Here is a 24,640-nt window from a genome sequence, read left to right on the forward strand (position 1 = left end):
CGCCGGATCGGCTCCGGCATCGAAACATTCGACAGCGGGCGAGGTGATCCGCCCTGCTGTCTGTGCGGAACCGAAGAGATCAGTCTTCCCAGGAGACGTTGGTCAAGACATTCGAGGGGATCGGCTCGTTCTCCCAGAGCCCCTTCAGCTTCTTGTCCCAGACCCCGAGCTTCGGCATGACGAAGAGGAAGAGCGCGGGGGCATCCTCGGCCAGGATCGTCTGCGCCTCACCGTAGAGCTTGTTCTGCGCCGCCGGATCGGCGGTTAGCTGGATCTTCTTCATCAGCTCGTTGAAGACCGGGTTCTTATAATTGAAATAATAGGGGTCGCGCGAATAGATGTCGATGTCCAGCGGCTCGGCATGGGCGACGATGGTCATATCGTAGTCGCGGCCGGTGAAGACGTCCTGCACCCATTTCGCCGGGAATTCCGTCGGCTCGATATTCATGGTGACGCCGATATCGGCAAACATCGCCTGCATCACCTGGGCGCTGCGCGGCGCATAGGCCATCTGCGGCGTCTTGATGGTGAAGGTGAAGCCATTCGGATAGCCGGCCTCGGCCAGCAGCGCCTTGGCCTTTGCGGGGTCATAAGGCAGCGTCCCCGTCAGCTCCTGATATCCCGGGTCGTTTGGCGTGTAGTGGCTGCCGATCGCCGTGCCGAAACCGGACCAGGCGCCGTCGATGATCGTCTTGCGGTCGAGTGCCATCATCAGGGCCTGGCGCACCCGCTTGTCGTCGAAGGGCTTGCGCGTATTGTTCATGCCGGCGACGACTTTGAGTTCGGTATTGCCGACCTTGGTCATCAGCCGCGCGTCGCCGTCGAAAGAGCTCATCAGCTCCGGTGCCGCGAATTCCGGAAAGGCATCGAGATCGCCGGCCTTCAGGGCCGCCGCTTCCGCCTGCGGATCGGAAATGAAGCGGAAGGTCACCTTGTCGAGCTTCACGTCGACGGATCTGTTCCAGTAATCCGGGTTCTTTAGGAGCTCCACATGGTCGCCCTTGGCCCAGGCGGAGAATTTGAACGGGCCGGTACCGACAGGCGTCGTCTTGTCGTTGGCGGCAGACTTCGGGCCGACCATGACGGAAGAGGGCCAGGCGAGCCAATAGAGCAGGCTGCCCGTCGGCGAAGAGAGATGCAGCACCAGCGTTTCCGGGTCCGGCGTGTCGATCGAGGCGATGGTGGCGAAGAAGCGTTTCTGCGGATTGACGGATTTGCCGTCACGGGCGCGGTCGAGTGCGAATTTCGCCGCCGTCGAATCGAAGGCCTCGCCGTCGTGAAACTTGACGCCGGTTTGCAGCTTGAATGTGTAGGTTAGCCCGTCGGGAGAGATTTCCCAGCTTTTCGCAAGCTGCGGCACGATCTTGCCGCTCTCGTCGATAGCGACGAGCCCTTCGAAGATGTTCTGCCAAGTCACCTGACCAATGGCGACGGGTGCGGCGATTGTCGGATCGAGGCCGGTGGGTTCGACGCTCATGCCGATGTTCAGCGTCGTCTTGGCCGCTTCCGCCGGCGCTATGCCCAGTATCAGCAGCCCGGCCGACAGCGTGGCGCCGCAGGCAAGACGGCGCGCAAAATCGCCCAGGTCTGAACTCGAAAACTTGGTCATCTCAATTCCCTTGCTCCGGCTCCCGATGCCGGTTTTCCCTCCGGCAAGGCCATTTTTTGAAATAGTGTCATCTCGCAAGCGCACACACAATTGCGAAAATTTGTGCTGCGCGTGCCCGGCGGGGTCCCGAAATGGCTAGATTATCCGGTCCGGAAAGCGGTCCCGCCAGGCCGGCAGCGCGCCTGCGACGGGCAGCGCCGTTGCTTCGTAGACGCCGCGGGCAATGGCGCGCGCCATAACGAGGGTGGCGAGATGGCAGAGTTCCATGAAGCTCAGCAGGTCGTCTCTCTGATGTTTGCCGGTCGAAGCGGCAAACACCGTGTCGCCGTCGAGCGGCAGATGCGTGGGCAACAGCGCGCGGGCAAAACCGTCATGGCCGCAGATCGACAGCCGGTGCGCTTCCGCCTTGGTCATGGCAGCATCGGTGACGATGGCGCCGATCGTCGTTGCCGTAACATTCGCGCCCTTCAGCCGCAGTCGGACGTCGACGGTTTCGGGCATGCCGAGGCCGCCGAATTCCCCGCCGATCTCGAAGGGGGCGGCCCAGAAATGCGGTCCTTCGCCGATGGTGGCCGAACCCAGCGCATTGACGGCGACGATGGCCGCGATCCTATGTCCCTGGCTGCTGGCGGCGCTGGCCGAGCCCAGGCCGCCCTTGACCGTCGCCGTCGTCGCACCCGTGCCGGCACCGACCGTGCCGAGCGGGAAAGCGCCCTTGCCCGCGGCCTTGAAGGCGGCATAACCCATATCGCGATAAGGTGAATGCAAGCCCCAATCCTTGTCGCCGCCATTGATGAGATCGAAGAGGATCGCCTGAGGCACCAGCGGCACGCGCGCACTACCGACCTGCAGGCCGCGTCCGATGTCGCGCAGGCCCGCCTGCACGCCGCCCGCCGCATCGAGACCGAAGGCTGAGCCGCCCGACAGCACCAGCCCGTCGACTACGCCCACCGTCATCGCCGGATCGAGCAATGCCGTGTCGCGTCCGCCCGGCGCACCGCCGAGCACGGAACAGGAGGCGACTGCCGGTTCATCGAAGATGATGGCTGTGACACCGGAGCCCAGCGCAGGATCGGTGCAATGACCGACGGCGACGCCTTCGATATCGGTTAGGAGATTGAGGAGATCAGCCAATGAAAAATCCTTCGCCTTCAAAGCGCGAGGTCGTCATGGCGATAGGATCGCAAAGAGGGGGAAAAGACAAGATGGGTTTGTCGAAGGGGAGTGCTGTGGAGGCCGACCCTCCTGGTTCGAGGCTGCGGCCTTCAGCCTGCGCGCCTCACCATGAGGGCGGAAAGACCGTGGCGATCGGACAAAGAGGCTTGCGAGGGCTGGTACAAAAGATCAGCCCTCACTCAGGGAGCGAACGACGCTCGAAGAGCAAGGGCTGATGATGTGGTGTGGTGATGGTGGGGAATAGCCGAGCCGATCCATCAAACGTGGATCGGCTTAGCCTGTTGGCGGACGAGGAGATCGCGGATGGCGAGTTTGACCTCATCCGCGCTTCTGAAACGCTGCTCGTCCAGATCATGGACATGATATTTCACGGCTATGAACTTCAGCCGGTCTTCATCCGGAACAACGATGCCGACGGGAACGCCAGCATATTCGATGACTTGCTTTTTCATTAAAAATACTCCCTCCGCGCCCTAGCGGCGCAGATATGGCGAATTGACTGTTTGAATCCGATAAGAGGACGAACGTCACATTCGACAGCGCGGGCGGGAGAGTGCGCCCGAGCGGTCATGGCCAAGCACGGACCGCCCAAGGATCGAAGCGATGACTTTAAAGTTCAGCATGTCACTTCCTTAGTTGGTGTTGTACTTGTAAGGCCCCAACGGGAGAGGCCTGCGATCTGGTGTTCTATTGTCTACAATCTTGGTAGATAATAGCAATTCCATCTTCAGAAACATATTCCGAAAGATGTCAAAATATCGACGATCGGGAAAATAAAATTCCGTATCCGACTAACTACGAGAAAGCCTGTATCAACCTCCGCGCAGCCTCCCGTATCGGAAGGGCATTGCCGATCACCGTCCCACAAATAGGAATTGGAACGAGATTCGACAATGGCCGAGAAGATTAAAAATCGGTTTGCCGCCAAATCTCCTCAATGGTTAATGGCGGGGATGGCAGGCCTAAAGGCTGTCTTCCAGCGCCTTTTCCAGGGCTTTCACGAAGAAATCGGTGCTTTCCGCCGAGAGGCAAAGCGGTGGTTTTATCTTCAACACATTCAGGTGATCGCCGGTCGGCTGCATGATGACGCCAAGCTCGAGTAGCCGCTCGCAGAGAGCGGCCGTCTCTTCCGTGGCGGGTGTCAGCGTCTCGTGATCGCGGACGAATTCGACGCCGAGGTAGAGGCCCATGCCGTGCACGGCGCCGATCAGCGGAAAATGCTCCATCAGCGCGATCAGCCCAGCCTTCAGGTGGTCGCCGATGATACGAGCATTCTCCTGAAGGCCTTCGTCCTTCATGATGTCCAGCACGGTAAGGCCGACAACCGAGCTCACCGGACTGCCGCCGGCCGAGGAGAAGAAATAGCCCTCTTTCTCCAGTGATTCGGCGATCTCCCGCCGGGTGATGACGGCGCCGAGCGGATGGCCGTTGCCCATGCCCTTGGCGATGGTGATGATATCGGGCACGACGTCCTGGGTCTCGAAGCCCCAGAAATGGTGGCCGAGCCGGCCGTAACCCACCTGCACCTCGTCGGCGATGCAGAGGCCGCCCCGTTGCCGGACGGCGGCGTAGACATCGGCGAGATAACCGCGCGGCAGGGCAATGCCGCCGGCATTGCCGTAGACCGCTTCCGCGATGAAGCCGGCGAGACCCTCGGCCTTCTCGTCGATGGTCTCCAGCAAGGTCGTAACGCCGGCCACGTAGTCCGCAGCCGAATCCGGACCGCGGAACGGGCCGCGATAGGTATTGGGCGAAACGAGCGGATGCACCCAGTCCGGTCGCGTCGTCAACGCCCGGGGATTGTCGGCAATGGAAGTGGAGACAGCATCGCTTGCCAGCGTCCAGCCGTGATAGGCCTCCAGCAGGCACAGCATGTTTTTCTTGCCCGTATGCGCCCAGGCAAGCCGGATGGCGAGATCGTTGGCCTCGGAACCGCTGTTGACGAGAAAGACGCTGTCGAGACTATCAGGCGCCAATGCCGCTAAACGCTCAGAAAATTCGGCAACGGCGGCATAGTGGAAGCGGGAATTGGTGTTGAGCCGTGACCATTGCCGCTCGATGGCCGCCGTCAGCCGCGGATGCGCATGGCCGAGCATGGTCACGTTGTTGACCATGTCGAGATAGGTGCGGCCTTGTGTGTCGAACACGAATTCATGCCAGCCGCGCTCGATCTGCGGCGGGACGTCGTAATAATGCTTTTGCGGGCTGGCAAAATGCGCTTCGCGCTGCGTGAGAAGTGCGGCGCTCTCCAGCCGCGGCGCCTCGCAGGCCTCGTTCAGGAGAATGGCGGGCGAGGGACAGACGGCCGACCAGCCATCGGCCTGATGGGCCGTCGCAAAGAGCGGTGGCACCATCCCCGGGACGCGGCAGAGCTGCACGCGCAGTCCGCCGATGGCCGAGCCCTCGCCGCCGATCGTGCCGACGATCGCCCCTTGTTCCACCTCGGCGCTCTCTTCCAGCGTGCACTCGACGCCGTCGAGATGCAGGCTGACGGTTTCGCCAATCAGAACGAGATGCTGGCCATGCCATTGGATGCGGCCGGCAAAGGGCGCGGTGACGGTCGTGCCGGCCGGCAGGCAGATATCGCTATGCAGCGCGAAATTCTGCGGCGGCGTCATGCTGAGAAGATCGGCATGCGACAGACGGAATTCCCCGTAGCGCGTCGCAGCCGAGCCGGAAGCGATGGCCGCCTTGGCGAGCAACCGCCAGTCCATGTCCGGTTTTAGCCAGTTACCGTCGACGAAATGCGGGCTGGTCGCGGAAAGATCGACAGCGGCAATATGGTCGGATGCGATGTCTGGCAGCAATGCGGACCAGCCGTCGGTGGCGAGCGGAGCGAGATCCATGCCCGCGGCCCGGAGGATCGCCGCTTCCATCACGTCCGGCTGCGCGCCGGTGGCAACGTCGAAAATCTCGCGCTCGAGTTTGAGATTGCCGCGCACGTAATCATTGTCGGGGTCGATGGCGAGCTGTTGCTCGCCGCTGGCGGCGAGAATCACCGCGCGGGCGACGATCAGCGGCCAGAGCGCCTTCAATTCGGCTTCCCCGAGCGGATAGATCGCGTGATAGGCCTTGATGGCAGGGAGGATGTAGAAGGGATCGCCTTCGGCGTGGTGAAGCAGCGAGGCGCAGGTGACGGCGAGGTCGCCCACCACCCAGCCCTGGATGATATCGCCGAAATCGATCACCCCATCCGGGATAGGCTGCCCATGCGCATCCGGATGACTGACGACATTGTCGCCGGTGACGTCGTGATGGACGGGCTGCACGCGAAGCCCGCTTGCAAGCGGCTGGATGCGCTTCACGGCTGCGACCATCGCCTTGGCGATGCGGTCGCGCGCCTCGTGATCCGATATCGCCGACAGGAGCTGCACGGCGACCGGCCCGGCGCGGCGCAGGTCCCATTGCAGGCTGCGGTGGAGGCCGGGATGTTCGAAATCGGCAAGGTCACGGGCGAGCCGGCCGGAAAGGGCACCCAGCGCCGAAACGGCGGCGATAGGCAGATGCTTGCGCCGCGTCAGCGATTGACCAGGAAGATAACTGAGCAGCCGGACGAGGTAATCCTGCTCGCGAATGGTGACGACGAGAATATCCCGGCCGCTCAGCGAGGGCACGATATTGGGCACGCGCGGCGCATCGGGTTTCGCATGCAGATGGCGGATGGCGGCGTTCTGCGCCTCCAGCTCGACCGTATCGTATTCCGTCCGGCAGATCTTCAGAACGTAGCTGTTGTCACCCGCGTCGATACGGTAGTTGCGGTCCTGCTGACTGCCGAGTTCGGTAACCGTTCCGGTCAGGCCGTAATGCGTCTGCAAGATCTCCGCCGCCGCTTCCGGCGTGGTATCCGGTCTTGGCAGTTGCATGCGATTGACGAGCGCGGCGTCGGTCATGGCTCCCCCGGATGGTTCATCTGCGTCGACACTAAACCATTCCGTCCAAAAGAAAATCACCGAAAACGAATAGGGTGATCTAACGTTAAGACGAAAGATAGGCTCCCGATTACGCCTGCCTAGAGCGCCATGCGTTCATTTGCATGAAAGCGGGATGCTCAAGAGCGCTGTGCGTTCATTTGAATACACAAAAGTCGGTCTTGTTCAGACCCTACTCAACTTCGATTGAATAGCTGCAGCCGGCGAGCGTCTTGCCGGGATGGTAGATGTCAGTCGAGACGTCGAGGGCGATGCGCGAATGCAGGACCGTGTCGGAATTCTCCAACTGCTCCTTCTTGGAGAATATCTCCCTTTCGGCAAGATATTTGTCGAACCGATCGACCGCGGCGGTGACACCCAGCTCCTTGGCAAGCGGATGCGGATCGGCCTCGTTGATCAGGGCAAGCGGACCGGAGGAAGCGAAGGCGATCCTGTCGGTCTGTCGCCCGAAAACGGTGATCGGCTTTGCCAGCTTGAATTCCCGCAGCAGAAGGCTGGTCGACGGCTGCTCGGTAATGCCGAACCGTCTCATCGCCTCATCGCTTTCCGGTCCGGTCAGCCACATGGCAAAGCCATTATAGCTTGGTACGTCGTAGGTCGTGCATTCGATCAGCTTGGCGAGATCGATCTTCGAAGGGTCTTCTTCCGAGGTCATTGCGGCCGTCGACACCTGTGTGCTCACAAGGATGGCAAGGGCCGAGAGCGGCAGGATTCTCTCCAGATATGATCGCATTTTCCTCCTCCGCAACCTCCAAGCGATTCGATATCGGCCGCATTAAATCGCAATTTAGCGGGAAAAGGAAATAGGGGACATGGAGGCGCAGATCGCGTGTTTGCGAATGCAGCGCCACCTTGTCATCGCCGCGTGTTTTACCCCATCCGCTCCGAGGCATAGCTTCCGGGGCTTGCCGGGAAGACGATGGTGCGGTTGCCGTTGAGGAAGGTGCGGTAGTGGATATGGGCATGGATGGCCCGCGCCAGCACCTGGCTTTCGACATCGCGGCCGATCGAGACATAGTCTTCCGCCGACTGCGCATGCGTGATGCGGGCTGTGTCCTGCTCGATGATCGGACCTTCGTCGAGATCGCCGGTGACGTAATGTGCCGTCGCCCCGATCAGCTTCACGCCGCGCTCATAGGCCTGCTTGTACGGGTTGGCGCCCTTGAAGCTCGGCAGGAAGGAATGGTGGATGTTGATGATCTTGCCCGACATCTTCTTGCACATGGCGTCCGACAGCACCTGCATGTAGCGGGCGAGCACGATCAGTTCGGTGCCGGTCTGCTCGACGAGGTCCAGCAGTTGCGCTTCGGCCTGCGGCTTGTTGTCCTTCGTCACCTTGATGTGGTGGAAGGGGATGTCGTGGTTGACGACCACCTTCTGGTAATCGAAATGGTTGGAGACGACGCCGACGATGTCGATCGGCAGCGCGCCGATCTTCCAGCGATACAGCAGGTCGTTGAGGCAATGGCCGAAGCGCGACACCATCAAGAGCACCTTCATGCGCTTCTGGGTATCGTAGATCTCGGCATCCATCTCGAATTTCTCGGCGACCGGCTTGAAACCTTCGACCAATGCCTCCTGCTTGACGCCTTCCTCGGAGATGAAGGAGACCCGCATGAAGAACTTGCCGGTATCGAGATCGTCGAACTGGCTGGAGTCGACGATATTGCAGCCCTGGTCGGCCAGATAATTCGCTATCGCCGCAACGATCCCGCGCGTCGATTTGCAGGATACCCGTAGAACATAGCTCTTCATGTTTCTTCCCTCGTAAGGCGGCTCGTCGTTTCGCCGCTCGCTTATAGCAATCGAAAGGCACGGGAAAGCTCCCCGCCCATTCCTCGCGACAGAGCTTAAGATAGGTGGCGGAAAATTCCGTTCCCATTGCGTCTTTCAGCCGCGTATCCCCGTCGTTCTGAGGGAAAGCGGCTGCAGATCGATGAGAAAAGGCTCAGGCGATGGCGGCCTGCTTCTTTTTCCACTTGCTCCAGCGGCTGGGTGTCGTCAGCTCATGGACGATCGCACCGCCGATCGCCGAGCCGACGATGCAGCAACTGACGAAGATCGGGCCATGCGCCATGATATCGATCTTCAGCACGCCGCAGACGACGCGCAGAAATGCCAGCGTGAAGGCATGGGTGATGTAGATGCTGTAGGACGCGTCGCCGAGATAGCTCAACCAGCCGATGACGGGAAGCTTGGAAAAATCGATCGAGACGGCCGAGTAGAGAATAATGACGGCCGGAATGCCCCACATATAGGAGCGCATGCTGGCATCGCAGAGCGTCTCGTTGATCAGCAGGAAGGCGAATCCGACCACCAGCGCCGGCCAGGCTACCGTCTGCGGCAGCAGCACTTTTTCGAGATAAAGCTTGGCGAGAACGACGCCCGCCAGGAATTCGTAGATGATCGGGTCGCCATAGACCGTGGTGGCGGTCGTTTCTACCGGAAACAGGTGGCAGGCGAGGATGATCGCCGTCATCGTGCCGAAGAGGGCATGGAGCCGCCATTTTTCGCGCACCAGCAGCAACAGGCCAAAGACGAAATAGAAGAACATTTCATAGTTCAGCGTCCAGCCGGGCACGACGACGGGTGCGATGAGGCTGGGATCGGCAGCATTGTGCCAGGGCAGGAATAGAAGCGAAGCGACGAGGTGGGGAACGTCGAACACCGTCGATTTCAGGATCGATGGCGCGACGAGAGCGACGGCGGCGGAAAACAGTGTCGCCAGCCAATAAAGCGGCACGATGCGCTGGATGCGGCGGCGATAGAAGTCGAGCGGGCGCACTTCACGTCCTGCCGTGGTCAGCCACATGACGAAACCGCTGAGGACGAAGAAAATGTCGACGCCAGTCTCGCCGAAGAGATGGAATTGCCAGTCGAAGCCGGAATTGACCTTCGGTACCTGCAGCACTGAATGAAAATAGACGACCATCAGCGCAGCAATGGCGCGCAGATACTGCAACTGTACAAGCATCCCGATCCTCATGCGGCCTCGGCCGACATGAAGCAAGTCAGCCCGGCACTCTGCTGCCATCCACATTTGCCGGCTGTGTCCGGGCAGTGCGCGGCTTTTCAGAAACGCGCATGTAACCGATCAGCAGCCAGAGCAGGCCAGCGATTTTGATGGAAAAGATCGCCGTACCGCCGATCATCATATTCAGAAAAATGAAAAGAGAGAGTGAATGACCGCACCGTCTTTGCGCCGGGGTTGCACCGGCGGGAAAAAGGCAGACGAACAGCCAGAACATGATCAGGCCAAAAATCGTCGAACCGTAGATGAGGTAGACATAACCGCTGTCGGCGAATTCCCCGATACGCGCAATATCCAGACCGAGGATCGCCTGGAAATCGAGATCCAGCATCTTCTTGACCGTGACGCCGATACGGCCGGTGAAATTGTCGCCCATTTCATCCGGCTTCATGAAATGCACGAAGAAGCCGATCAGGATGATCAGCGGCATCAGGATGAGATCGAAGGCCTTCGGGATCTTCGGGAAGACGAAGTAGCCGATGATGCTGATGCAGGAGAAGATCAGCATCGTGCGCGTATCGTTGGTGAGCAGGATCAGCAGCACCGTCGAAACGAATAGCGCCTTGTCGATCCTGCCGAGCTTCGGCCAGAAGGAGAGCAGATAGATGACGATCACGCCGCAGAAATTGGCGAGCGACACCTGCTCCAGGAAGATCGACGACGACCGGTGGTCGATGAGGCCGAAGGAGAAGCGGCCCTGAAAACCGAGTGCGTTAGCGAACAGGCCGGTACTATTGAAGCTTGCCTGCTTGATGCCGCGGGTATTCTCGAAATATTCGCCGGGATGGAACAGGCTGACATAGAAGGGCGTGCTGACGATCTCGCAGACTAGAAACAGCAGCACGAAGAAACAGCCGATGCGGAAAGCCATTTTCACCGTCCGCTCGCTCGCCCAACTGCCGATGCCGGCGAAGGAGACGATGATCAGCACGTTGCGGAACTGGTCGATGAAAGGCACATGGTTCAGCACGGTGATATAGATCGTGATGATCAGCGTGAATGTCAGAAAGAGGAAGATCGGCAGATCCTCCTCATAGATGCCCTTCTTCAAAATGAACGCGACGCTGGAAAGCATCATCATGCCTTCGCACAGCACGACATGCGAGACGGCAAGCGGCGTGATGTTGTGGTTGATATAGGCGAGAATGCAGTTGTAGAGGACCGAAAACAGTGTGATCGCCAGGATCGGGTAATCGATGCGCTGCTTGTCCGTGAGGCTTTTCATGAAATGTCCAGGGCTGCCGCGTCCATCGGCCGGGGCAACCATAGCAGCGCCGTGATTCGCGACAAAGCGCTATCCGCCCATTCGTCTCCGTCGATCAGCCCGCCGGCTTGACGCTGGCGCAGGCCGGCGCAATCGCCGTTTTTTTGCCGACGGCAGCGGCGATCACCTTCATCTGCGGCCGGTCCTTTCCGCCGCGCGGCTGCACGTTCAACGGTTCCTGCGACGGCCACCAGTCGCCGGCGGCCCAATAGGTCCAGCCGAGCCAGACATCGTTGTTGTCGGCCATGACATCGAAAACCTGCTTCAGCCCGTCAAGACAGGGCTGGTTTCCCGCCACGCCGAATTCGCCGAGAAAGCCGCGCTTGCCGTTCTTGCGCAGCCAGGCGGTGACGTCGGTCAGCCCTTGTCTGGCCTGGTCGCTGCCATCACAGACAGGATGCGTACCGGAACTGTCGGCATCGAGATACTGATGAAACTCGAATGCATAGAAATCGAGAGGGTCCTTGACGCCAAGCATGACAGTATCGTTCGCGCCGCCGCCGATCCTGTCGGTAGCCCAGGTGAACGCGCCGCTCCAGTTCGTGCCGGGCACGAGGATGAGGTTGCGGGCGCCGACCGTACGAATGCCCTGGATAGCGGTATTGGCGGCTTCCAGCCAATCGGGCGCCTTGATATCGTGCGGCTCGTTCATCAGGCCGAAGAACACGCCCTTCTGATTGGCAAACTCGACGGCGAGGCGCGCCCAGAAATCGCCGAAGGCGAGATCGGTCGCAGGCGCCTGTGTGAGTTGATCCTTGTCGTAATAGCCGAAATTGTGCGGATCCAAGACGACGGCCATGCCGTGCTCTTGGATGAGGTCGACGGCATCCCTGAGCCGTTGCAGTTCTTCGCCGTCCAACGGCTGGCCAAGCACCGGCTGCAGCCGCTCCCAGCGGAACGGCAGGCGGACGACATTCATGCCCTTGTTGGCGAAATAGCGCACCGTTTCTTCCGACGGATAGGTATAGTTGGTGCCGACCACGCCGGTGCGGTCGCCGTATTCGGCCCCGGAAAGGTTGATGCCTCGATAGCAGAGCTGCGATGGGTCAAAGCTTGCATCGGTCTCTGCGGCCGAGGCGAGCAGAACCGCCGCGGCGAGCGCTTGGCGCAGCAGTCTCCTCACGAGTCCGGTCATTGCAAGCTCCTGTTCTTCCTCGTCGCCAGTGAGCCCGTTTCATATGAACCTCCCGGTTGAATATTGATGAAGAGATGGGCTTGGCTGGCTCTTCGTCGGCCATCGCCAAGGGACTTCCTGGGAATGTCCTTAATGTTCCGTTAGCCAAACATTTCTAAACTCAGGGCATCTGCGGCGCAGAGACTGCGCGCGGACCCCGTGAAAGTCTGACATGAGCTCATTGGAACGAAGCAAGCGATCGAGCCAACTTCCGGGTTGGCGCAGCACCGAGCCGTACGAAGGACGGCGCGAAGGCTTGCGTTCACGCAGCCCTGTGCTGCGGCCGAGAGACTTTGTTCATGAGGTTCAACCCGTTGCCGCCGAAAAGCCGATCGATCCGGCGGAGCGGATAATCGCCGCCCGCGATGACGTACGTCGCGAATTCGAACGCAAAGCGGAAGCCGCGCCGCCACTGGTCGCGGAGCCGGTCGTTGTCGTGCCCCCCTCGGTCACCGAGCCGGTGGTTGTCGTCACGCCGGAAGCGGTTTCGCCTGCGCGGATGCCCGCGGCCGACACGCCGCTTCTCGACTTGCGCTCGGCTGTGCGGTCGATCTGGGCGAAAAAGCTGCTGGTTCTTGCGCTTGCAGGCGTCGGGGCCGTGCTCGGCGCCAGCATCATCCCGCTGCTGCCGCAGAAATTCACGGCCGAAACCAGCCTCTATTTCGATCCTCGCCAAGTGGGGGGCTCCGATGGTCCGCAGGCTGCGCCCACTGCGCCGGAACTGATCCTGACGATGATCGACAGCCAGACCCAGATCCTTTCCTCCGGCAAGGTGCTGGGCCGGGTCGTTGATGCGCTGAAGCTCGATCAGGATTCTCAATTCAACGGCGGCGCGACCGGCGACGCGGCAAAATACGTGGCGACCGCGACGCTGGCGAAGGCAGTGCTGATCGCCCGCGAGGCCAGTACCTATGTCGTGTCGCTGAAGGTCACGACGCGCGATCCGCAAAAGTCGGCCAAGATCGCCAACCAGCTTGTTACCTCCTTCATGGAGGAAGAGAGCAAGGCGGCGGCGAACAGCTATCACACCAGCAGCACCGCGCTGGATGGTCGGCTCGAAGATCTGCGCCAGCAGGTGCTTGACGCCGAAAAGGCCGTCGAGGTCTACCGGGCCGACAACGATATGGTCGCCGTCGAGGGCAATCTGATTTCCGACAAGCGCCTGACCGCGCTGAACGATATGCTGGTGACCGCACAGCAAAAGACGATCGAGGCGAAGGCACGGGCCGAAGCTGCCAATAAACTGAGTTTCGAGGACGTCGTTGCCAATGGCTCCCAGGCCAACATGACGGCAACGTCCACATCGCTCAGCAGTCTGCGTCAGCAATATGCGGCGCTCGCCGCCAATGTCGGCAGCCTGCAAAGCCAGCTCGGTGCCCGCCATCCGCGCCTGCTTGCCGCCAAATCCTCGCTCGACAGCCTCGCAGCGGAAATTCGCCGCGAGCTGCAGCGGCAGACGACGTCGGCCCGCGCCGACTACGAGCAGGCGCAGAAGGCAGAACAGGATATCGCCAAGGAATTGGCGGTGCAGAAGGCATCGCAGGTCAATACATCGGGCAAGCTGGTCGGACTGAACGAGTTGCAGCGCAAGGCGGCTGCTGCGCGCGAGGTTTACGAGGCGCTGCTGAAGCGTTCCGGCCAGACGAGCGACGCGCAGGACCTGTCGCAGAACAATATCCGTGTCATCTCCGAGGCCGAGCCGCCGCTGACGGCGAACGGACCGAGCCGAAAGGTGATGATGGTAGCCGGATTGATCGCCGGCGCGCTGTTCGGCATGAGCCTCGGGGCAGCCTTTGCCATCCTCGCCGGCTTGTTCCAGCATCCGGTCGTTCGTGGCTATCTTGGGAAGTGATCTTCGTCGCCACCTCTGCTGCAAGTGGCTCTTTCAAGATCGGGGATGCAATTGCGCGTCCGCTGTTCTAAAAGTGAATTGATGCAGAGAGTGATTGCATTTTGCTAATGAAGGCATAAAGACAATCTTGCTGTGCCGTGCAATACATGGTGGGACAATTTATGCGAGAGAAGCGGTATGCTGTTCCGTTGACCGGCGCCAGGGGAAACTGACCCATGGTACCCGCGGATAAGCTCGTCCTGCCGTTCCTGGCGCTGCCGCGCTCGACCAAACGCGCCCTGGCGCTGATCGTCGATGCCAGCCTCTGCGTGCTGACCGTTTGGTTCGCCTATTGTCTCCGCTTGGATGACTGGGTCATTCTCGAAGGCGTGGAGTGGCTGCCGGCGATCGTTTCGCTCCTCGTTGCCATCCCGATCTTCATCGTCCTTGGCCTCTATCGCGCCATCTTCCGCTATGCCGGCATGTCGGCCTTCATGACCGTCGTCAAGGCGGTGGCGATCTACGCGCTTGCCTTCATGACCATTTTTACCGCGATCAGCGTGCCCGGCGTACCCCGCACGGTCGGCATCTTGCAGCCGTTGCTGCTGTTGATCGCCATCGGCTTGTCGCGCATGTGGACGCGCTACTGGCTCGGCAACGCCTATCAGCGGCTGTTGAACCGCAATCAACTGGCCAAGGTGCTGATCTACGGCGCCGGCTCTTCCGGGCGGCAGCTCGCCGGTGCACTCGCCAACAGCGCCGAACTGAATGTCGTGGGCTATCTCGACGATGACAAGCATCTGCATGGCAGCATCATGGGCGGCCTGCCCATTTATGATCCGGCCGACCTGTCTGCCTTGAGCGTCTCGAGCGAGATCAGCGACGTGCTGCTGGCGCTGCCGAACGCGACGCGCCAGCGCCGCAACGAAATTCTCGAAAGCATGCGCAAGGCGCGCGTCACCGTGCGCACCATGCCCGATCTGACGGCTCTCGCCCAAGGGCGCGTCGCGGTCTCAGACCTGCGCGAACTTGATATCGAAGACCTGCTCGGCCGCAACGTGATCGCGCCCGATCGCACGCTGATCGAGAAAAATATCCGCAGCAAAGTGGTGATGGTCACCGGCGCCGGGGGCTCGATCGGCAGCGAACTCTGCCGTCAGATCCTGAAGAACCGCCCCTCCTGCCTGCTGCTGGTGGAGCAGAATGAATTCGGGCTCTACGCCATTCACGGCGAGCTGGAGAAATCGGCGGCGACGGCTGGCTATGATGATATCCGCATCATTCCATTCCTGGCGTCCATCCGCGATGGCCGACGGCTCAGACAGATCATGGAGGCTTGGCGGCCGAAAACCGTCTATCACGCCGCCGCCTACAAGCATGTGCCGCTCGTCGAATACAATCCCGTCGAAGGCATACGCAACAACGTGCTGGGAACGCTGACGACAGCCGAAGTGGCGCGCGACTGCGGCGTCGAGGATTTCGTCCTGATCAGCACCGACAAGGCCGTGCGTCCGACCAACATCATGGGCGCCAGCAAGCGGTTGGCGGAGATGGTGCTGCAGGCCATGGACGCGGACCGCAAGCCCGGCGTGGGGGGCACGAATTTCGCCATGGTCCGTTTCGGCAACGTGCTGGGTTCATCGGGTTCGGTCGTGCCGCTCTTCCGCCAGCAGATCCGCGATGGCGGTCCGATCACGCTGACGCATCCGGATATCACCCGCTATTTCATGACGATCCCCGAGGCATCGCAGCTCGTCATCCAGGCCGGCGCCATGTCCGGCGGCGGCGACGTCTTCCTGCTCGACATGGGCGAACCAGTGCGCATTGCCGATCTTGCCCGCCGCATGGTGGAATTGTCCGGCCTGACAGTCAGGGACCAGGATGAGCCGGAGGGCGACATCGAGCTGGAGATCACCGGCCTGAGGCCGGGCGAGAAACTCTATGAAGAGCTGCTGATCGGCGACAATCCGCAGGCGACGACCCATCCGCGCATCATGCGGGCCAAGGAAGATTTCCTGCACTGGTCGGAGCTGTCAAAGAGGCTTGCGGCCCTTGAGGCAGCGCTGGATGAAAACGACATCCCGCAGGCAAGAACCCTGCTGCAGAAGCTGGTCTCCGGCTACGCGCCGAGTGGCGAAGTGGTGGACCTCGTTTTCCGCGAGCGCGAGATGGATCTGACCATCGGTCAGCCGGATTTCGGCAGCGTCGCGGGGCTGTAATTTTGAGGCATTCCGGCAAAAGCCGAGCCGCCTTACCGTTCGCCGCCGCCCCCGACAATCGATTGAGGCTTGGCCTTCACGGTATAGGCCCAACGGCGGATCTGGTCGCAGAAGCGGAACCAATGCGCTGTTGCGCGCAATAGAAAATGCCGCTTCACCGCGCGGTAGTGGACGCGCTTGCCGATCGTCGTTTCGGCGCGGAATGGACTGAAATCCGCGACGTTTTCAAGGGTGGCGAAAGTTTCGACCCCTGTCGACCAGCCACGCTCGAGCGCGACATCGTAAGGCAGAAGCATCGGCTTCAGCGCGACCAGCAGCTTCTTCGCGGCCTGCCGGTTGACGATGTAGCATGCCGCCGATCCCTGCGGTCCGTGCATGCAGCGGCCGACAATGTCGCACTCGGCGGTTTCGGATATCGGCTTGAAGCCGACCAGACGATGATTGACGAGCTTCACCAGGCGTGCGCCGCAAACGCTGTCCATGGCGGCGAGCGCACGGGGTATCAATCTATGGTTGAGCTCGACATCATCCTCCATGATGATCGCCATCTTCTCGCCGCTTGCGACAAATTGCTGCAGGGCAAGCAGATGGCTGCGGTAGCAACCATATTCGCCGGCCAGCAATTTACGCCCGTTGTGATAGATGAATTGCCGCGGCTGGAAATCGACGCGGTCGCGTTCCGGAATCGTCTTACCGTCGATAGCGGGAATTCGAGTGACATTTAGCCCGTATTGGGCGGCCTGTCCGCGCAATCTTTCCCAGCGTTCGGGCGAACGATCGAGGTTGATGACGTAAATGCGAACTTGCGAGGCCGGATTATCGGCGCTGGGTACTTCCGCACATGCGATGATCCGATTGGTCCGCTCCAGAATCACCTTTACTCCCAAAAATAGAAATCCCGACCAAGATAAACTAAAGCGACAGCCCCATTTATATATAACAGGCTTCTCACTTTTCGCAAATTCAGATTGCACGCTTATAGTGTATGCTCAAGTAAAAGCGTTTTCGCTGACGTAATTTGCTGTGAACGAATGTGCGGTTGCAGACATGCCGGTTTCCGAGGTCATTTTCATGCGTCATCTGTTGGCGCTGCATGGGCATCATTATATCTGAGACAGACGGCGTATTGTCATTCGCCTGCATGCCGGAAGGATCCTGAAATCCATGTGGACCAGACCGAAAATCGTCATTGCCGCGTTACTTCTCGCCGGCCTCGTGCCCGTGCCTGCCTTTGCCGACAATCCGCTGCTCCCCAAGCCCTATGTCCGCCCGATCTATCCCTATAAGAACCTTCCGGGGGTGACGGAACCGAAGATGGCTGCCGACGAAAAATTCGAGTGCCGCACGACCACGGTGCGTATACGCGGATTCCACGAGGGCGTCTTCTATCACAACATGCCGCGTCTCGGTTATATCTGCGAACAAAACGGCGTCATCTCCGAAGGCACCGGCAAGCCGAACTATCAGTATTGGCAATATAACGGCCCCAGCAGATAGGCTCGGCCATCCCGCAAAAGTAATCGGCAAGAGATCGATATCCGATGCGCCCCGCTTCAAAGCGGCAGCGTGTTCTTAAACGCCGATCTGAAAATGAATTTCATCATTTCGAGTATTTTCCCGAAGCTCGTTGACGGATGCGAAAATTTCGCTCAAGCTGACGAAAATAAATTACGCAGCGGGAACGTTACCAGTATGCGAGTGGGGATCATTGGACTCGGATTCCGTCTGGGATATCTGGGGTATGTTTTCAAAGCGATCGATGACAGCTTCGAGATCGCGGGCTATGTGGATCCCGAGCCGGCGGGCCTTCAGGGCCTGACCGAAAACGGCATTTCGGCCGGCAAGGCCTATGCTTCCCCGCAGGAGCTAATCGCCAGTGAAAAGCTCGACCTGCTGATGATTGGTTCGCCGAACCATATGCATCTCGATCATATTCGCCTCGGGCTTGAGGCCGGGCTGAAGATCTTCTGCGAAAAACCGATCGTCACGAGCATTAGGGACAGTATCGAGCTTGCCCGCCTGATGGCAAAATTCGGCCATGAGCGGCTAATGGTCGGCCTCGTCCTGCGCTATTCGCCGATGTATCGCGATCTGCTCGTCGCGCAGGCCGAAGGAAAGCTCGGTCGCATCGTTTCCATCGAGGCGGCCGAGCATATCGAACCCTACCACGGCGCCTTCTTCATGCGCGACTGGCGCCGCTACGAACATTATTCCGGCAGCTTCATGTTGGAGAAATGCTGCCATGACCTCGATCTCTATAATGGCGTGGTCGGCGCGCGACCGGAGAGGGTCGCAAGCTTTGGCGGGCGCAAGAGCTTCATTCCGGAAAACGACCCGGCAAGGGAGGGCATCAACGATCTCGAACTTTTCCATCGCAAGCCGAGCGGCTGGATGGGATCGGACAAGGTTTTCGACAGCGATGGCGACATCATCGACTATCAGGTGGCGATCGTCGAATATGCCAACGGCGTCGGCATGAACTTTCACACCAATCTGAACGTGCCGGACCAGTTCCGCCGCTTCGCCATCATGGGCTCGCGCGGCATGGCGGAAGGCGATTTCATTCGCGGCTATTTCAACGTCCACGAGATGCTCACCGGCAACAAGGTGATCGAGAAGACCTATGCGACGCGCACGGTGCTTTCGCAGCACTACGGCGCTGACGAGCAGATGGCGGCCGATATCATCTCGCATGTCAGATCGGGGCAGCATCTGCCGGTCTCGACACTGAATGCGCTCGAAGCGGGCATTCTTGCCTTGTCGATGGACGAGGCTCGCAAGAAGAGGGCCGTCGTCGATCTCCGTCCGATCTGGGACGAGTTCGACGAAGCGCTGCACTCGCGGGCCGCATAGAGGGAGGCGCAAGATGGGTGTTCAACGCAGCACAGTCATCTTCGCCTGGCTCCTGCTTCTTCCGGCCGTTCTCTACGTCGTCGTCATCGTCGCCTATCCGTTGGTCGACACCGTCATCCTGTCCTTCACCGACGCCTCGCTGAAGAAGCTGACAAACTGGGTCGGCTTCGAAAATTATGCGAAGATTTTCAACGAAACATTTGCCTCGGTGATCGTCCGCACCTTCATCTGGACGTTCTTTTCCGTGTCGATCAAGATGATCATCGGCACCTTCGGGGCGATGATGCTGAATTCGGCGGTTCCCGGCCGCTCGCTTTTTCGAGTGCTGACCATGCCGCCCTGGATCGTGCCGATGGCGATCGGCATCTTCATGTGGGGCTGGATGTATAACGGCCAGTTCGGCATGATCTCCGGTCTGCTGCAGCGCTTTGGTCTGGTCGATGGCCCGGTTGCCTTTTTGGCCTTTGGCAGCACGGCCTTCTGGGCGACGATTATAACGGACGTCTGGATCGGCGTGCCGATGGTGACGCTTTATATGCTGGCTGCCATGCAGTCGATTCCGCAGGATCTATATGAAGCCGCCTGGACGGATGGCGCAGGGCGGTCCTACCGCTTCCGCCGCATCACGCTGCCACTCCTGGTGCCCTCGCTGGTCACCATGTCGATGCTGTCGCTGATTTCGACGTTCAACTCCTTCGACATCATCTGGATCTTGACCCGCGGCGGCCCGAACGGCGAGACGACGACGATGATCATCGATACCTATCGTACGGCGATCGGCTCATACAAATATGGTGAGGGCGCGGCCCGTGCAGTGCTGATCTGCATCTTCCTGTCGCTCTTCTGCCTCGCTTACTTCCGCCTGACCAGCCGCTTTGCCACGGGGGACAAGCGATGAACCACCCTTCGATGATCAATCGCTACAGATGGTATGAACTTATCGGCATCTATGCCGGTATTCTGCTGTTTCTTACCTTTGTACTAGCGCCCTTTATCGAAGGGTTTCTGGTTTCGCTGAAGCCGCTCAGCCAGCTTTTCTCGTCACCCTACCGTTTCATTCCCGAAAACGGTTCGTTCGCCGCCTATCGGACCATGTGGACCAGTGTGCCGGGCTTCGGCTGGTACATCTTCAACTCGTTCCTGATTTCCGGCACGATTACCATCATCGTGCTGATCCTGGTGGTGCCGGCCGCCTATGCCTTCGCGCGTTTCGAATTCAGGGGCTCCGGACTGCTGCTCGGCGCCTTTCTCGCCGTCAAGATGTTCTCCGGTGCGGTCCTGCTCATACCGCTGTTCCGGCTCATGCGTTCCTTCGGCGTGCTCAACACCTATTTCGCCATGATCGTGCCGGGCGTGGCCTTCATCATCCCAACCGGGATCTGGCTGCTGCACACCTATATGAAGCGCATCCCCCGGGAGCTTGACGAGGCTGCCTATGTCGACGGAGCGAGCCAACTCTACACGCTGCGCCGCGTCATCCTGCCGATCGCGATGCCGGGTATCGTCGTGGTGGCGATTTCCTCCTTCATCGAAGCCTATGCGCAGCAGTTCATCTATGCGCTCACATTCAATTCAAAGACCGAATACATGCCGTTGCCGGTTGGGCTGTTCGCTTATTTCGGCCGGCAAGAGGTTGTCTGGAATGAACTCATGGCTGCAAGCTTCGTCGGCATCGCGCCGGCGCTGGTCGTGATCTTCTTCCTGCAGCGCTATCTCGTCAGCGGTCTGACCGCCGGCGCGGTGAAGCAATAAATCGTCCAAAATCACTAGAGAAGGGGAGCTTAAACGTGACATTCCATTTCAAAACAGGGCTGTTGGCCCTTGCTTTGCTCGGCTCCACTGCGCTTGGCGCCGTGAACGCTCAAGCCGCCGACAAGGAAATTAGCTGGATCTATTGCGGCGACAGCATCGATCCGATCCATGTGAAATATATCAAGCAGTGGGAAGACAAGAATCCCGGCTGGGCGGTCAAGCCGGAAGTCGTCGGCTGGGAGCAGTGCCAGGATAAGGCGACGACGCTCGCTGCAGCCGGCACGCCGGTCGCTATGGCCTATGTCGGCTCGCGCACCCTCAAACAGTTCGCGGAGAACGATCTAATCGTTCCGATGCCGATGACGGACGAGGAGAAGAAGAGCTACTATCCGAATATCGTCGATACCGTCACCTCCGACGGCCAGCAGTGGGGTGTTCCGATCGCCTTCTCGACCAAGGCGCTCTATTGGAACAAGGATCTGTTCAAGCAGGCGGGCCTCGATCCGGAAAAGCCGCCGACCACCTGGGCCGAGGAAATTGCCGACGCCAAGGCGATCAAGGAGAAGACCGGTATCCCCGGCTATGGTTTGTCGGCCAAGACGTTCGACAACACCATGCACCAGTTCCTGCACTGGGTTTACACCAACAACGGCAAGGTGATCGACGGCGACAAGATCGTCCTCGACAGCCCGGAAGTGCTGGCCGCCCTTCAAGCCTATAAGGATATCACGCCTTATTCCGTCGAAGGACCGACCGCTTACGAACAGAACGAAGTGCGCGCCATCTTCCTGGACGGCAAAGTCGGCATGATCCAGGCGGGCTCGGGTGCTGCCTATCGCCTGAAGGAGACGAAGATCAACTGGGGCGTCGCACCGCTGCCGCTCGGTCCTTCGGCCAAGGGCCAAGGCACGCTGCTCATCACCGACAGCCTTGCGGTCTTCAAGGGCACCGGCGTCGAGGACAAGGCAATCGAATTCGCCAAGTTCATCACCTCGCCCGGTCCGCAGGGCGAATACGAACTGCAGGGCGGCGCCGGCCTGACGCCTCTACGTCCTTCGCCGATGGTCGATGAGTTCGAAAAGAAGGATCCTTTCTGGAAGCCGTTCATCGACGGCATCGGCTATGGTGGTCCGGAACCGCTGTTCAAGGACTATAAGGGCTTTCAGAACGTCATGATCGAGATGGTCCAGTCCGTTGTGACCGGCAAGGCCCAGCCGGCGGATGCCTTGAAGAAGGCAGCCGGGGATCTCGAGCAATATAAATAGGCTTGCAAATCGCCGGGCCGCGCGCATCGCGCGCGGCCTTTTGAGCCCCGCCCGCCTGATGGCGGCGCCGCGCGGAGACAGAGTTTGGGAAAGCTTCACCTTAACCAGGTCAGGAAATTCTACGGCCACTTCGAAGTCATCAAAGGCGTCGAGCTTGACGTTATGGATGGCGAGTTCGTCGTTTTCGTCGGCCCCTCCGGTTGCGGCAAGTCGACCCTGCTTCGGATGATCGCCGGCCTCGACGGTGTCACGAGCGGCGACATCGTCATCGATGGCGCGCGCGTCAACGACCTGCCTCCGGTCAAGCGCGGCATCGCCATGGTCTTTCAGTCCTACGCCCTTTATCCGCATATGACGGTGTTCGAGAATATCGCCTTTCCCTTGCGCGTCGAGAAGATGGCGGAAGACAAGCTCAAGGCCAGGGTAGAGCACGCCGCCCGCATATTGCATCTCGATCAACGCCTGCAGCAAAAGCCGGGCATGCTGTCGGGCGGCCAGCGCCAGCGCGTTGCCATCGGCCGGGCGATTGTCCGCGAGCCGAAAATCTTCCTGTTCGATGAGCCGCTGTCGAACCTCGATGCGGCCCTGCGCGCCGATATGCGCATCGAGCTTGCCAAGCTGCACCGTCAGTTGCAGGCAACGATGATCTATGTGACCCACGACCAGGTCGAAGCCATGACCATGGCCGACCGGATCGTCGTCCTGAACGCCGGCGAGATCGCGCAGACCGGCGAGCCGCTGGAGCTTTATCATAAGCCGGCAAATAAATTCGTGGCGAGCTTCATCGGTAACCCCAAGATGAATTTCCTGCCCGTGACCTGCAAGAGCGTCACCGAGGCAGGCGTCGAGGTGGAGTACAAAGGCCAGACGGCGCTGCTGCCGGTCGCCCCGCGAGACGGCGTCGTCGGGAAGGAGCTCACGCTTGGCATCAGGCCGGAGCATGTGCAGCTTGGCGGCGGCGATATATCCCTGACAGTCATGCCGACCGTGATCGAGCGGCTGGGGGCACAGACGGTCGCCTATGCGGCGCTGGAGCGTTATAGCGGCGAGAATTTTTGCGCCACGCTGCCGGGAAGCGTCGCCATCCGCACGGATGTGCCGCTGGTCACGGGCATCCGCGTGGCCGACTGCCATCTTTTCGATGAGAGCGGCCTGGCTTTCGAGCGCAAGGTGGAGCTGACGGATATCGATATGGAGCTACTGGGCACGCCTTCTTCGTGAAAGCCCTTGGAGCCGCCTCGTCCTTCGAGGCCCTGCCAAGTCCGCTGGCGCTCCCGTGTCAGTGCTCCTCAGGATGAGGCCGAGCGGCCACCACGCATCGACGCAAAGACGATATATGCCGCCGCGAGGCACGGAAGGTGAGCGCTCATGGTGAGCTGGCGCGCAGCGCCCTCGAACCACGAGGGCGGGTGGTTGGCACAATCAGCGGCGCCCTACCAGACCAGCCCGCGCGCCGAGACATCCTCGACGCGGGTCACGATGCCGTCGCGGTGAAACACCATGCGATCGAACAGGTTAGAAACGACGCAGGTATGGTTGGGGATGATGCGGATCTTCTCGCCGATTACCGGACGAGCCCCGGCGCATTTCGAAAGATCCATCACCCCATGCTCTTCCGAGAGATTTGTGATGACCGCTTCGGGGTAGCCGACCACGGTGCCGTAGTCCGAAAAGCCGAGGAGATCGGAGGTCAGCGCTTTGGAACCGGCGTCGATGACGGCGCGGTCTGGCGTTGGGCGCGAGACGACGGTCGCGAGGATATGCATGGCGCAATCGTCCTCGCTGCAATGGCCCGCCCGCACCATGGACCGATCGTTGTAGATATAGGTGCCCGCACGGTGCTCAGTGGCCGCCGTCACCAGATGCGCCTCGTAGAGGCTCGGCGAGCCGCCGCTGCTGACGATGGGGCATGCGATGCCATCACGCTTCAGGAGCGAGATGGTCTCGGCCAGAAAAGCCTGTATGGCGGCAGCGCTATTTGGCTTCGGATATGTCATCAGGCCGCCGAAGGTCAGGCCCGGCCTGCCGGCAATATGCCTTGCCAATGCCGCGGCCTCTTCCGGCGACTGCACGCCGCAGCGCCCGCCGCCTGTATCGCACTCCACCAGCACGGTGAGCGGTTTGCGCGTCGCGAAATGGGCTGACAGGCCGTCGACCGTAACCGTGCTGTCGGCGACGACTTTCAGCCCGGAAATGCGATCGTTGAGGTCAGAGAGGCGAGCGCGCTTTTCCGGACCGAGGATGTTGAAGGTGATGAGGATATCTTCGAAGCCGGCATGGGCGAACACCTCGGCCTCGGTGATCTTCTGGCAGTTGATCCCGTTGGCGCCTGCCGCCACCTGGGCGCTCGCCAGCGCGGGGATCTTGTGCGTCTTGATATGCGGCCGGAAGTTCAGCCCATGCGCATCCATATAGGATTGCACGCGGGCGATATTCGCCATCATGCGGTCTTCGTCGATGATCGGGCGCGGCGTCGAAAGATCGTCAATGCGGTCGCCTGACTTGGGGCTGATGTCCGAGACGATGTCCTGCGCCAT

General features: G+C 60.2%; 19 protein-coding genes. 8 read left to right on the top strand and 11 right to left on the bottom strand.

Annotation, left to right across the window (positions count from 1 at the left end):
• Positions 1-79: 79 nt before the first annotated feature.
• From QA648_RS18480 to QA648_RS18520, 9 genes are all read right to left on the bottom strand, one after another.
• Positions 80-1,609 carry an ABC transporter substrate-binding protein gene (locus QA648_RS18480; RefSeq protein ID WP_283048580.1) on the bottom strand — a complete coding sequence of 510 codons (1,530 nt, stop codon included), beginning with the start codon at positions 1,607-1,609 and terminating at the stop codon, positions 80-82.
• Positions 1,610-1,744: 135 nt separating this feature from the next.
• Positions 1,745-2,743 (bottom strand): P1 family peptidase, encoded by a 999-nt coding sequence (locus QA648_RS18485; RefSeq protein WP_283048581.1) that lies wholly within the window; start codon positions 2,741-2,743, stop codon positions 1,745-1,747.
• 299 nt (positions 2,744-3,042) lie between these two features.
• Complete coding sequence (locus tag QA648_RS18490) at positions 3,043-3,237, bottom strand: hypothetical protein (protein WP_104821660.1); 195 nt, start codon at positions 3,235-3,237, stop codon at positions 3,043-3,045.
• Positions 3,238-3,747: 510 nt separating this feature from the next.
• Positions 3,748-6,675 carry an aminotransferase gene (locus QA648_RS18495; RefSeq protein WP_283048584.1) on the bottom strand — a complete coding sequence of 976 codons (2,928 nt, stop codon included), beginning with the start codon at positions 6,673-6,675 and terminating at the stop codon, positions 3,748-3,750.
• A 211-nt stretch (positions 6,676-6,886) separates the two neighbouring features.
• Positions 6,887-7,447 carry a hypothetical protein gene (locus QA648_RS18500; RefSeq protein ID WP_104821662.1) on the bottom strand — a complete coding sequence of 187 codons (561 nt, stop codon included), beginning with the start codon at positions 7,445-7,447 and terminating at the stop codon, positions 6,887-6,889.
• Between the two features lie 137 nt (positions 7,448-7,584).
• Positions 7,585-8,469 carry a formyltetrahydrofolate deformylase gene (gene purU / locus QA648_RS18505; RefSeq protein WP_283048586.1) on the bottom strand — a complete coding sequence of 295 codons (885 nt, stop codon included), beginning with the start codon at positions 8,467-8,469 and terminating at the stop codon, positions 7,585-7,587.
• Positions 8,470-8,662: 193 nt separating this feature from the next.
• Complete coding sequence (locus tag QA648_RS18510) at positions 8,663-9,688, bottom strand: acyltransferase (protein WP_283048588.1); 1,026 nt, start codon at positions 9,686-9,688, stop codon at positions 8,663-8,665.
• Between the two features lie 37 nt (positions 9,689-9,725).
• Complete coding sequence (locus QA648_RS18515; protein ID WP_283048590.1) at positions 9,726-10,970, bottom strand: hypothetical protein; 1,245 nt, start codon at positions 10,968-10,970, stop codon at positions 9,726-9,728.
• Between the two features lie 94 nt (positions 10,971-11,064).
• A complete protein-coding gene (locus QA648_RS18520; RefSeq protein ID WP_283048592.1) occupies positions 11,065-12,144 on the bottom strand; it encodes a glycoside hydrolase family 5 protein in 1,080 nt (359 codons plus the stop codon).
• A gap of 211 nt (positions 12,145-12,355) precedes the next feature.
• Between QA648_RS18520 and QA648_RS18525 the strand changes: the two genes are divergently transcribed.
• Both QA648_RS18525 and QA648_RS18530 read left to right on the top strand, forming a co-directional pair.
• Positions 12,356-14,035: a GumC family protein gene (locus tag QA648_RS18525; RefSeq protein WP_283048594.1), complete on the top strand. Its 1,680-nt coding sequence runs from the start codon at positions 12,356-12,358 to the stop codon at positions 14,033-14,035.
• Positions 14,036-14,250: 215 nt separating this feature from the next.
• The gene (locus tag QA648_RS18530) at positions 14,251-16,233 is read left to right on the top strand and encodes a nucleoside-diphosphate sugar epimerase/dehydratase (protein ID WP_104821667.1); all 1,983 of its coding nucleotides are present in this window, start codon (positions 14,251-14,253) and stop codon (positions 16,231-16,233) included.
• A 32-nt stretch (positions 16,234-16,265) separates the two neighbouring features.
• Here the strand turns inward: QA648_RS18530 and QA648_RS18535 are convergent, their stop codons facing one another.
• On the bottom strand, positions 16,266-17,108 hold the full coding sequence (locus tag QA648_RS18535; RefSeq protein WP_104821668.1) for a glycosyltransferase family 25 protein: 843 nt from the start codon (positions 17,106-17,108) through the stop codon (positions 16,266-16,268).
• A 289-nt stretch (positions 17,109-17,397) separates the two neighbouring features.
• On the opposite strand from QA648_RS18535, the gene QA648_RS18540 reads away from it, so the two are divergent.
• The 6 genes from QA648_RS18540 (at position 17,398) to ugpC (ending at position 23,324) form a co-directional block, all read left to right on the top strand.
• On the top strand, positions 17,398-17,730 hold the full coding sequence (locus QA648_RS18540) for a hypothetical protein (RefSeq protein ID WP_283048596.1): 333 nt from the start codon (positions 17,398-17,400) through the stop codon (positions 17,728-17,730).
• Between the two features lie 195 nt (positions 17,731-17,925).
• Positions 17,926-19,086 (top strand): Gfo/Idh/MocA family oxidoreductase, encoded by a 1,161-nt coding sequence (locus QA648_RS18545; protein WP_283048598.1) that lies wholly within the window; start codon positions 17,926-17,928, stop codon positions 19,084-19,086.
• 13 nt (positions 19,087-19,099) lie between these two features.
• Positions 19,100-19,984, top strand: a complete 885-nt coding sequence (locus tag QA648_RS18550; RefSeq protein WP_104821669.1) for a sugar ABC transporter permease — start codon at positions 19,100-19,102, stop codon at positions 19,982-19,984.
• Positions 19,981-20,838 carry a carbohydrate ABC transporter permease gene (locus tag QA648_RS18555; RefSeq protein WP_104821670.1) on the top strand — a complete coding sequence of 286 codons (858 nt, stop codon included), beginning with the start codon at positions 19,981-19,983 and terminating at the stop codon, positions 20,836-20,838. The genes QA648_RS18550 and QA648_RS18555 overlap by 4 nt, the downstream gene beginning before the upstream one ends.
• A 35-nt stretch (positions 20,839-20,873) precedes the next feature.
• Entirely contained in the window at positions 20,874-22,103 is a 1,230-nt protein-coding gene (locus tag QA648_RS18560) for an ABC transporter substrate-binding protein (RefSeq protein WP_283048601.1), read from the top strand.
• Between the two features lie 84 nt (positions 22,104-22,187).
• Positions 22,188-23,324, top strand: coding sequence for a sn-glycerol-3-phosphate ABC transporter ATP-binding protein UgpC (gene ugpC / locus QA648_RS18565; RefSeq protein ID WP_283048603.1), 1,137 nt, complete (start codon positions 22,188-22,190; stop codon positions 23,322-23,324).
• 212 nt (positions 23,325-23,536) lie between these two features.
• On the opposite strand, the gene QA648_RS18570 is transcribed toward ugpC, so the two are convergent.
• A complete protein-coding gene (locus tag QA648_RS18570; protein ID WP_283048605.1) occupies positions 23,537-24,640 on the bottom strand; it encodes a D-TA family PLP-dependent enzyme in 1,104 nt (367 codons plus the stop codon).

It is taken from the genome of Rhizobium sp. CB3171 (assembly GCF_029714265.1).
Classification (GTDB): Bacteria; Pseudomonadota; Alphaproteobacteria; order Rhizobiales; family Rhizobiaceae; genus Rhizobium.

Excerpts from the sequence above, each read along its gene's own strand:
- QA648_RS18480 (WP_283048580.1), bottom strand. The coding sequence starts at position 1,609 with ATGACCAAGTTTTCGAGTTCAGACCTGGGCGATTTTGCGCGCCGTCTT.
- QA648_RS18490 (WP_104821660.1), bottom strand. The coding sequence starts at position 3,237 with ATGAAAAAGCAAGTCATCGAATATGCTGGCGTTCCCGTCGGCATCGTT.
- QA648_RS18495 (WP_283048584.1), bottom strand. The coding sequence starts at position 6,675 with ATGACCGACGCCGCGCTCGTCAATCGCATGCAACTGCCAAGACCGGAT.
- QA648_RS18500 (WP_104821662.1), bottom strand. The coding sequence starts at position 7,447 with ATGCGATCATATCTGGAGAGAATCCTGCCGCTCTCGGCCCTTGCCATC.
- purU (WP_283048586.1), bottom strand. The coding sequence starts at position 8,469 with ATGAAGAGCTATGTTCTACGGGTATCCTGCAAATCGACGCGCGGGATC.
- QA648_RS18510 (WP_283048588.1), bottom strand. The coding sequence starts at position 9,688 with ATGCTTGTACAGTTGCAGTATCTGCGCGCCATTGCTGCGCTGATGGTC.
- QA648_RS18515 (WP_283048590.1), bottom strand. The coding sequence starts at position 10,970 with ATGAAAAGCCTCACGGACAAGCAGCGCATCGATTACCCGATCCTGGCG.
- QA648_RS18520 (WP_283048592.1), bottom strand. The coding sequence starts at position 12,144 with ATGACCGGACTCGTGAGGAGACTGCTGCGCCAAGCGCTCGCCGCGGCG.
- QA648_RS18525 (WP_283048594.1), top strand. The coding sequence starts at position 12,356 with ATGAGCTCATTGGAACGAAGCAAGCGATCGAGCCAACTTCCGGGTTGG.
- QA648_RS18530 (WP_104821667.1), top strand. The coding sequence starts at position 14,251 with ATGGTACCCGCGGATAAGCTCGTCCTGCCGTTCCTGGCGCTGCCGCGC.
- QA648_RS18540 (WP_283048596.1), top strand. The coding sequence starts at position 17,398 with ATGTGGACCAGACCGAAAATCGTCATTGCCGCGTTACTTCTCGCCGGC.
- QA648_RS18545 (WP_283048598.1), top strand. The coding sequence starts at position 17,926 with ATGCGAGTGGGGATCATTGGACTCGGATTCCGTCTGGGATATCTGGGG.
- QA648_RS18550 (WP_104821669.1), top strand. The coding sequence starts at position 19,100 with ATGGGTGTTCAACGCAGCACAGTCATCTTCGCCTGGCTCCTGCTTCTT.
- QA648_RS18555 (WP_104821670.1), top strand. The coding sequence starts at position 19,981 with ATGAACCACCCTTCGATGATCAATCGCTACAGATGGTATGAACTTATC.
- QA648_RS18570 (WP_283048605.1), bottom strand. The coding sequence starts at position 24,640 with ATGGCGCAGGACATCGTCTCGGACATCAGCCCCAAGTCAGGCGACCGC.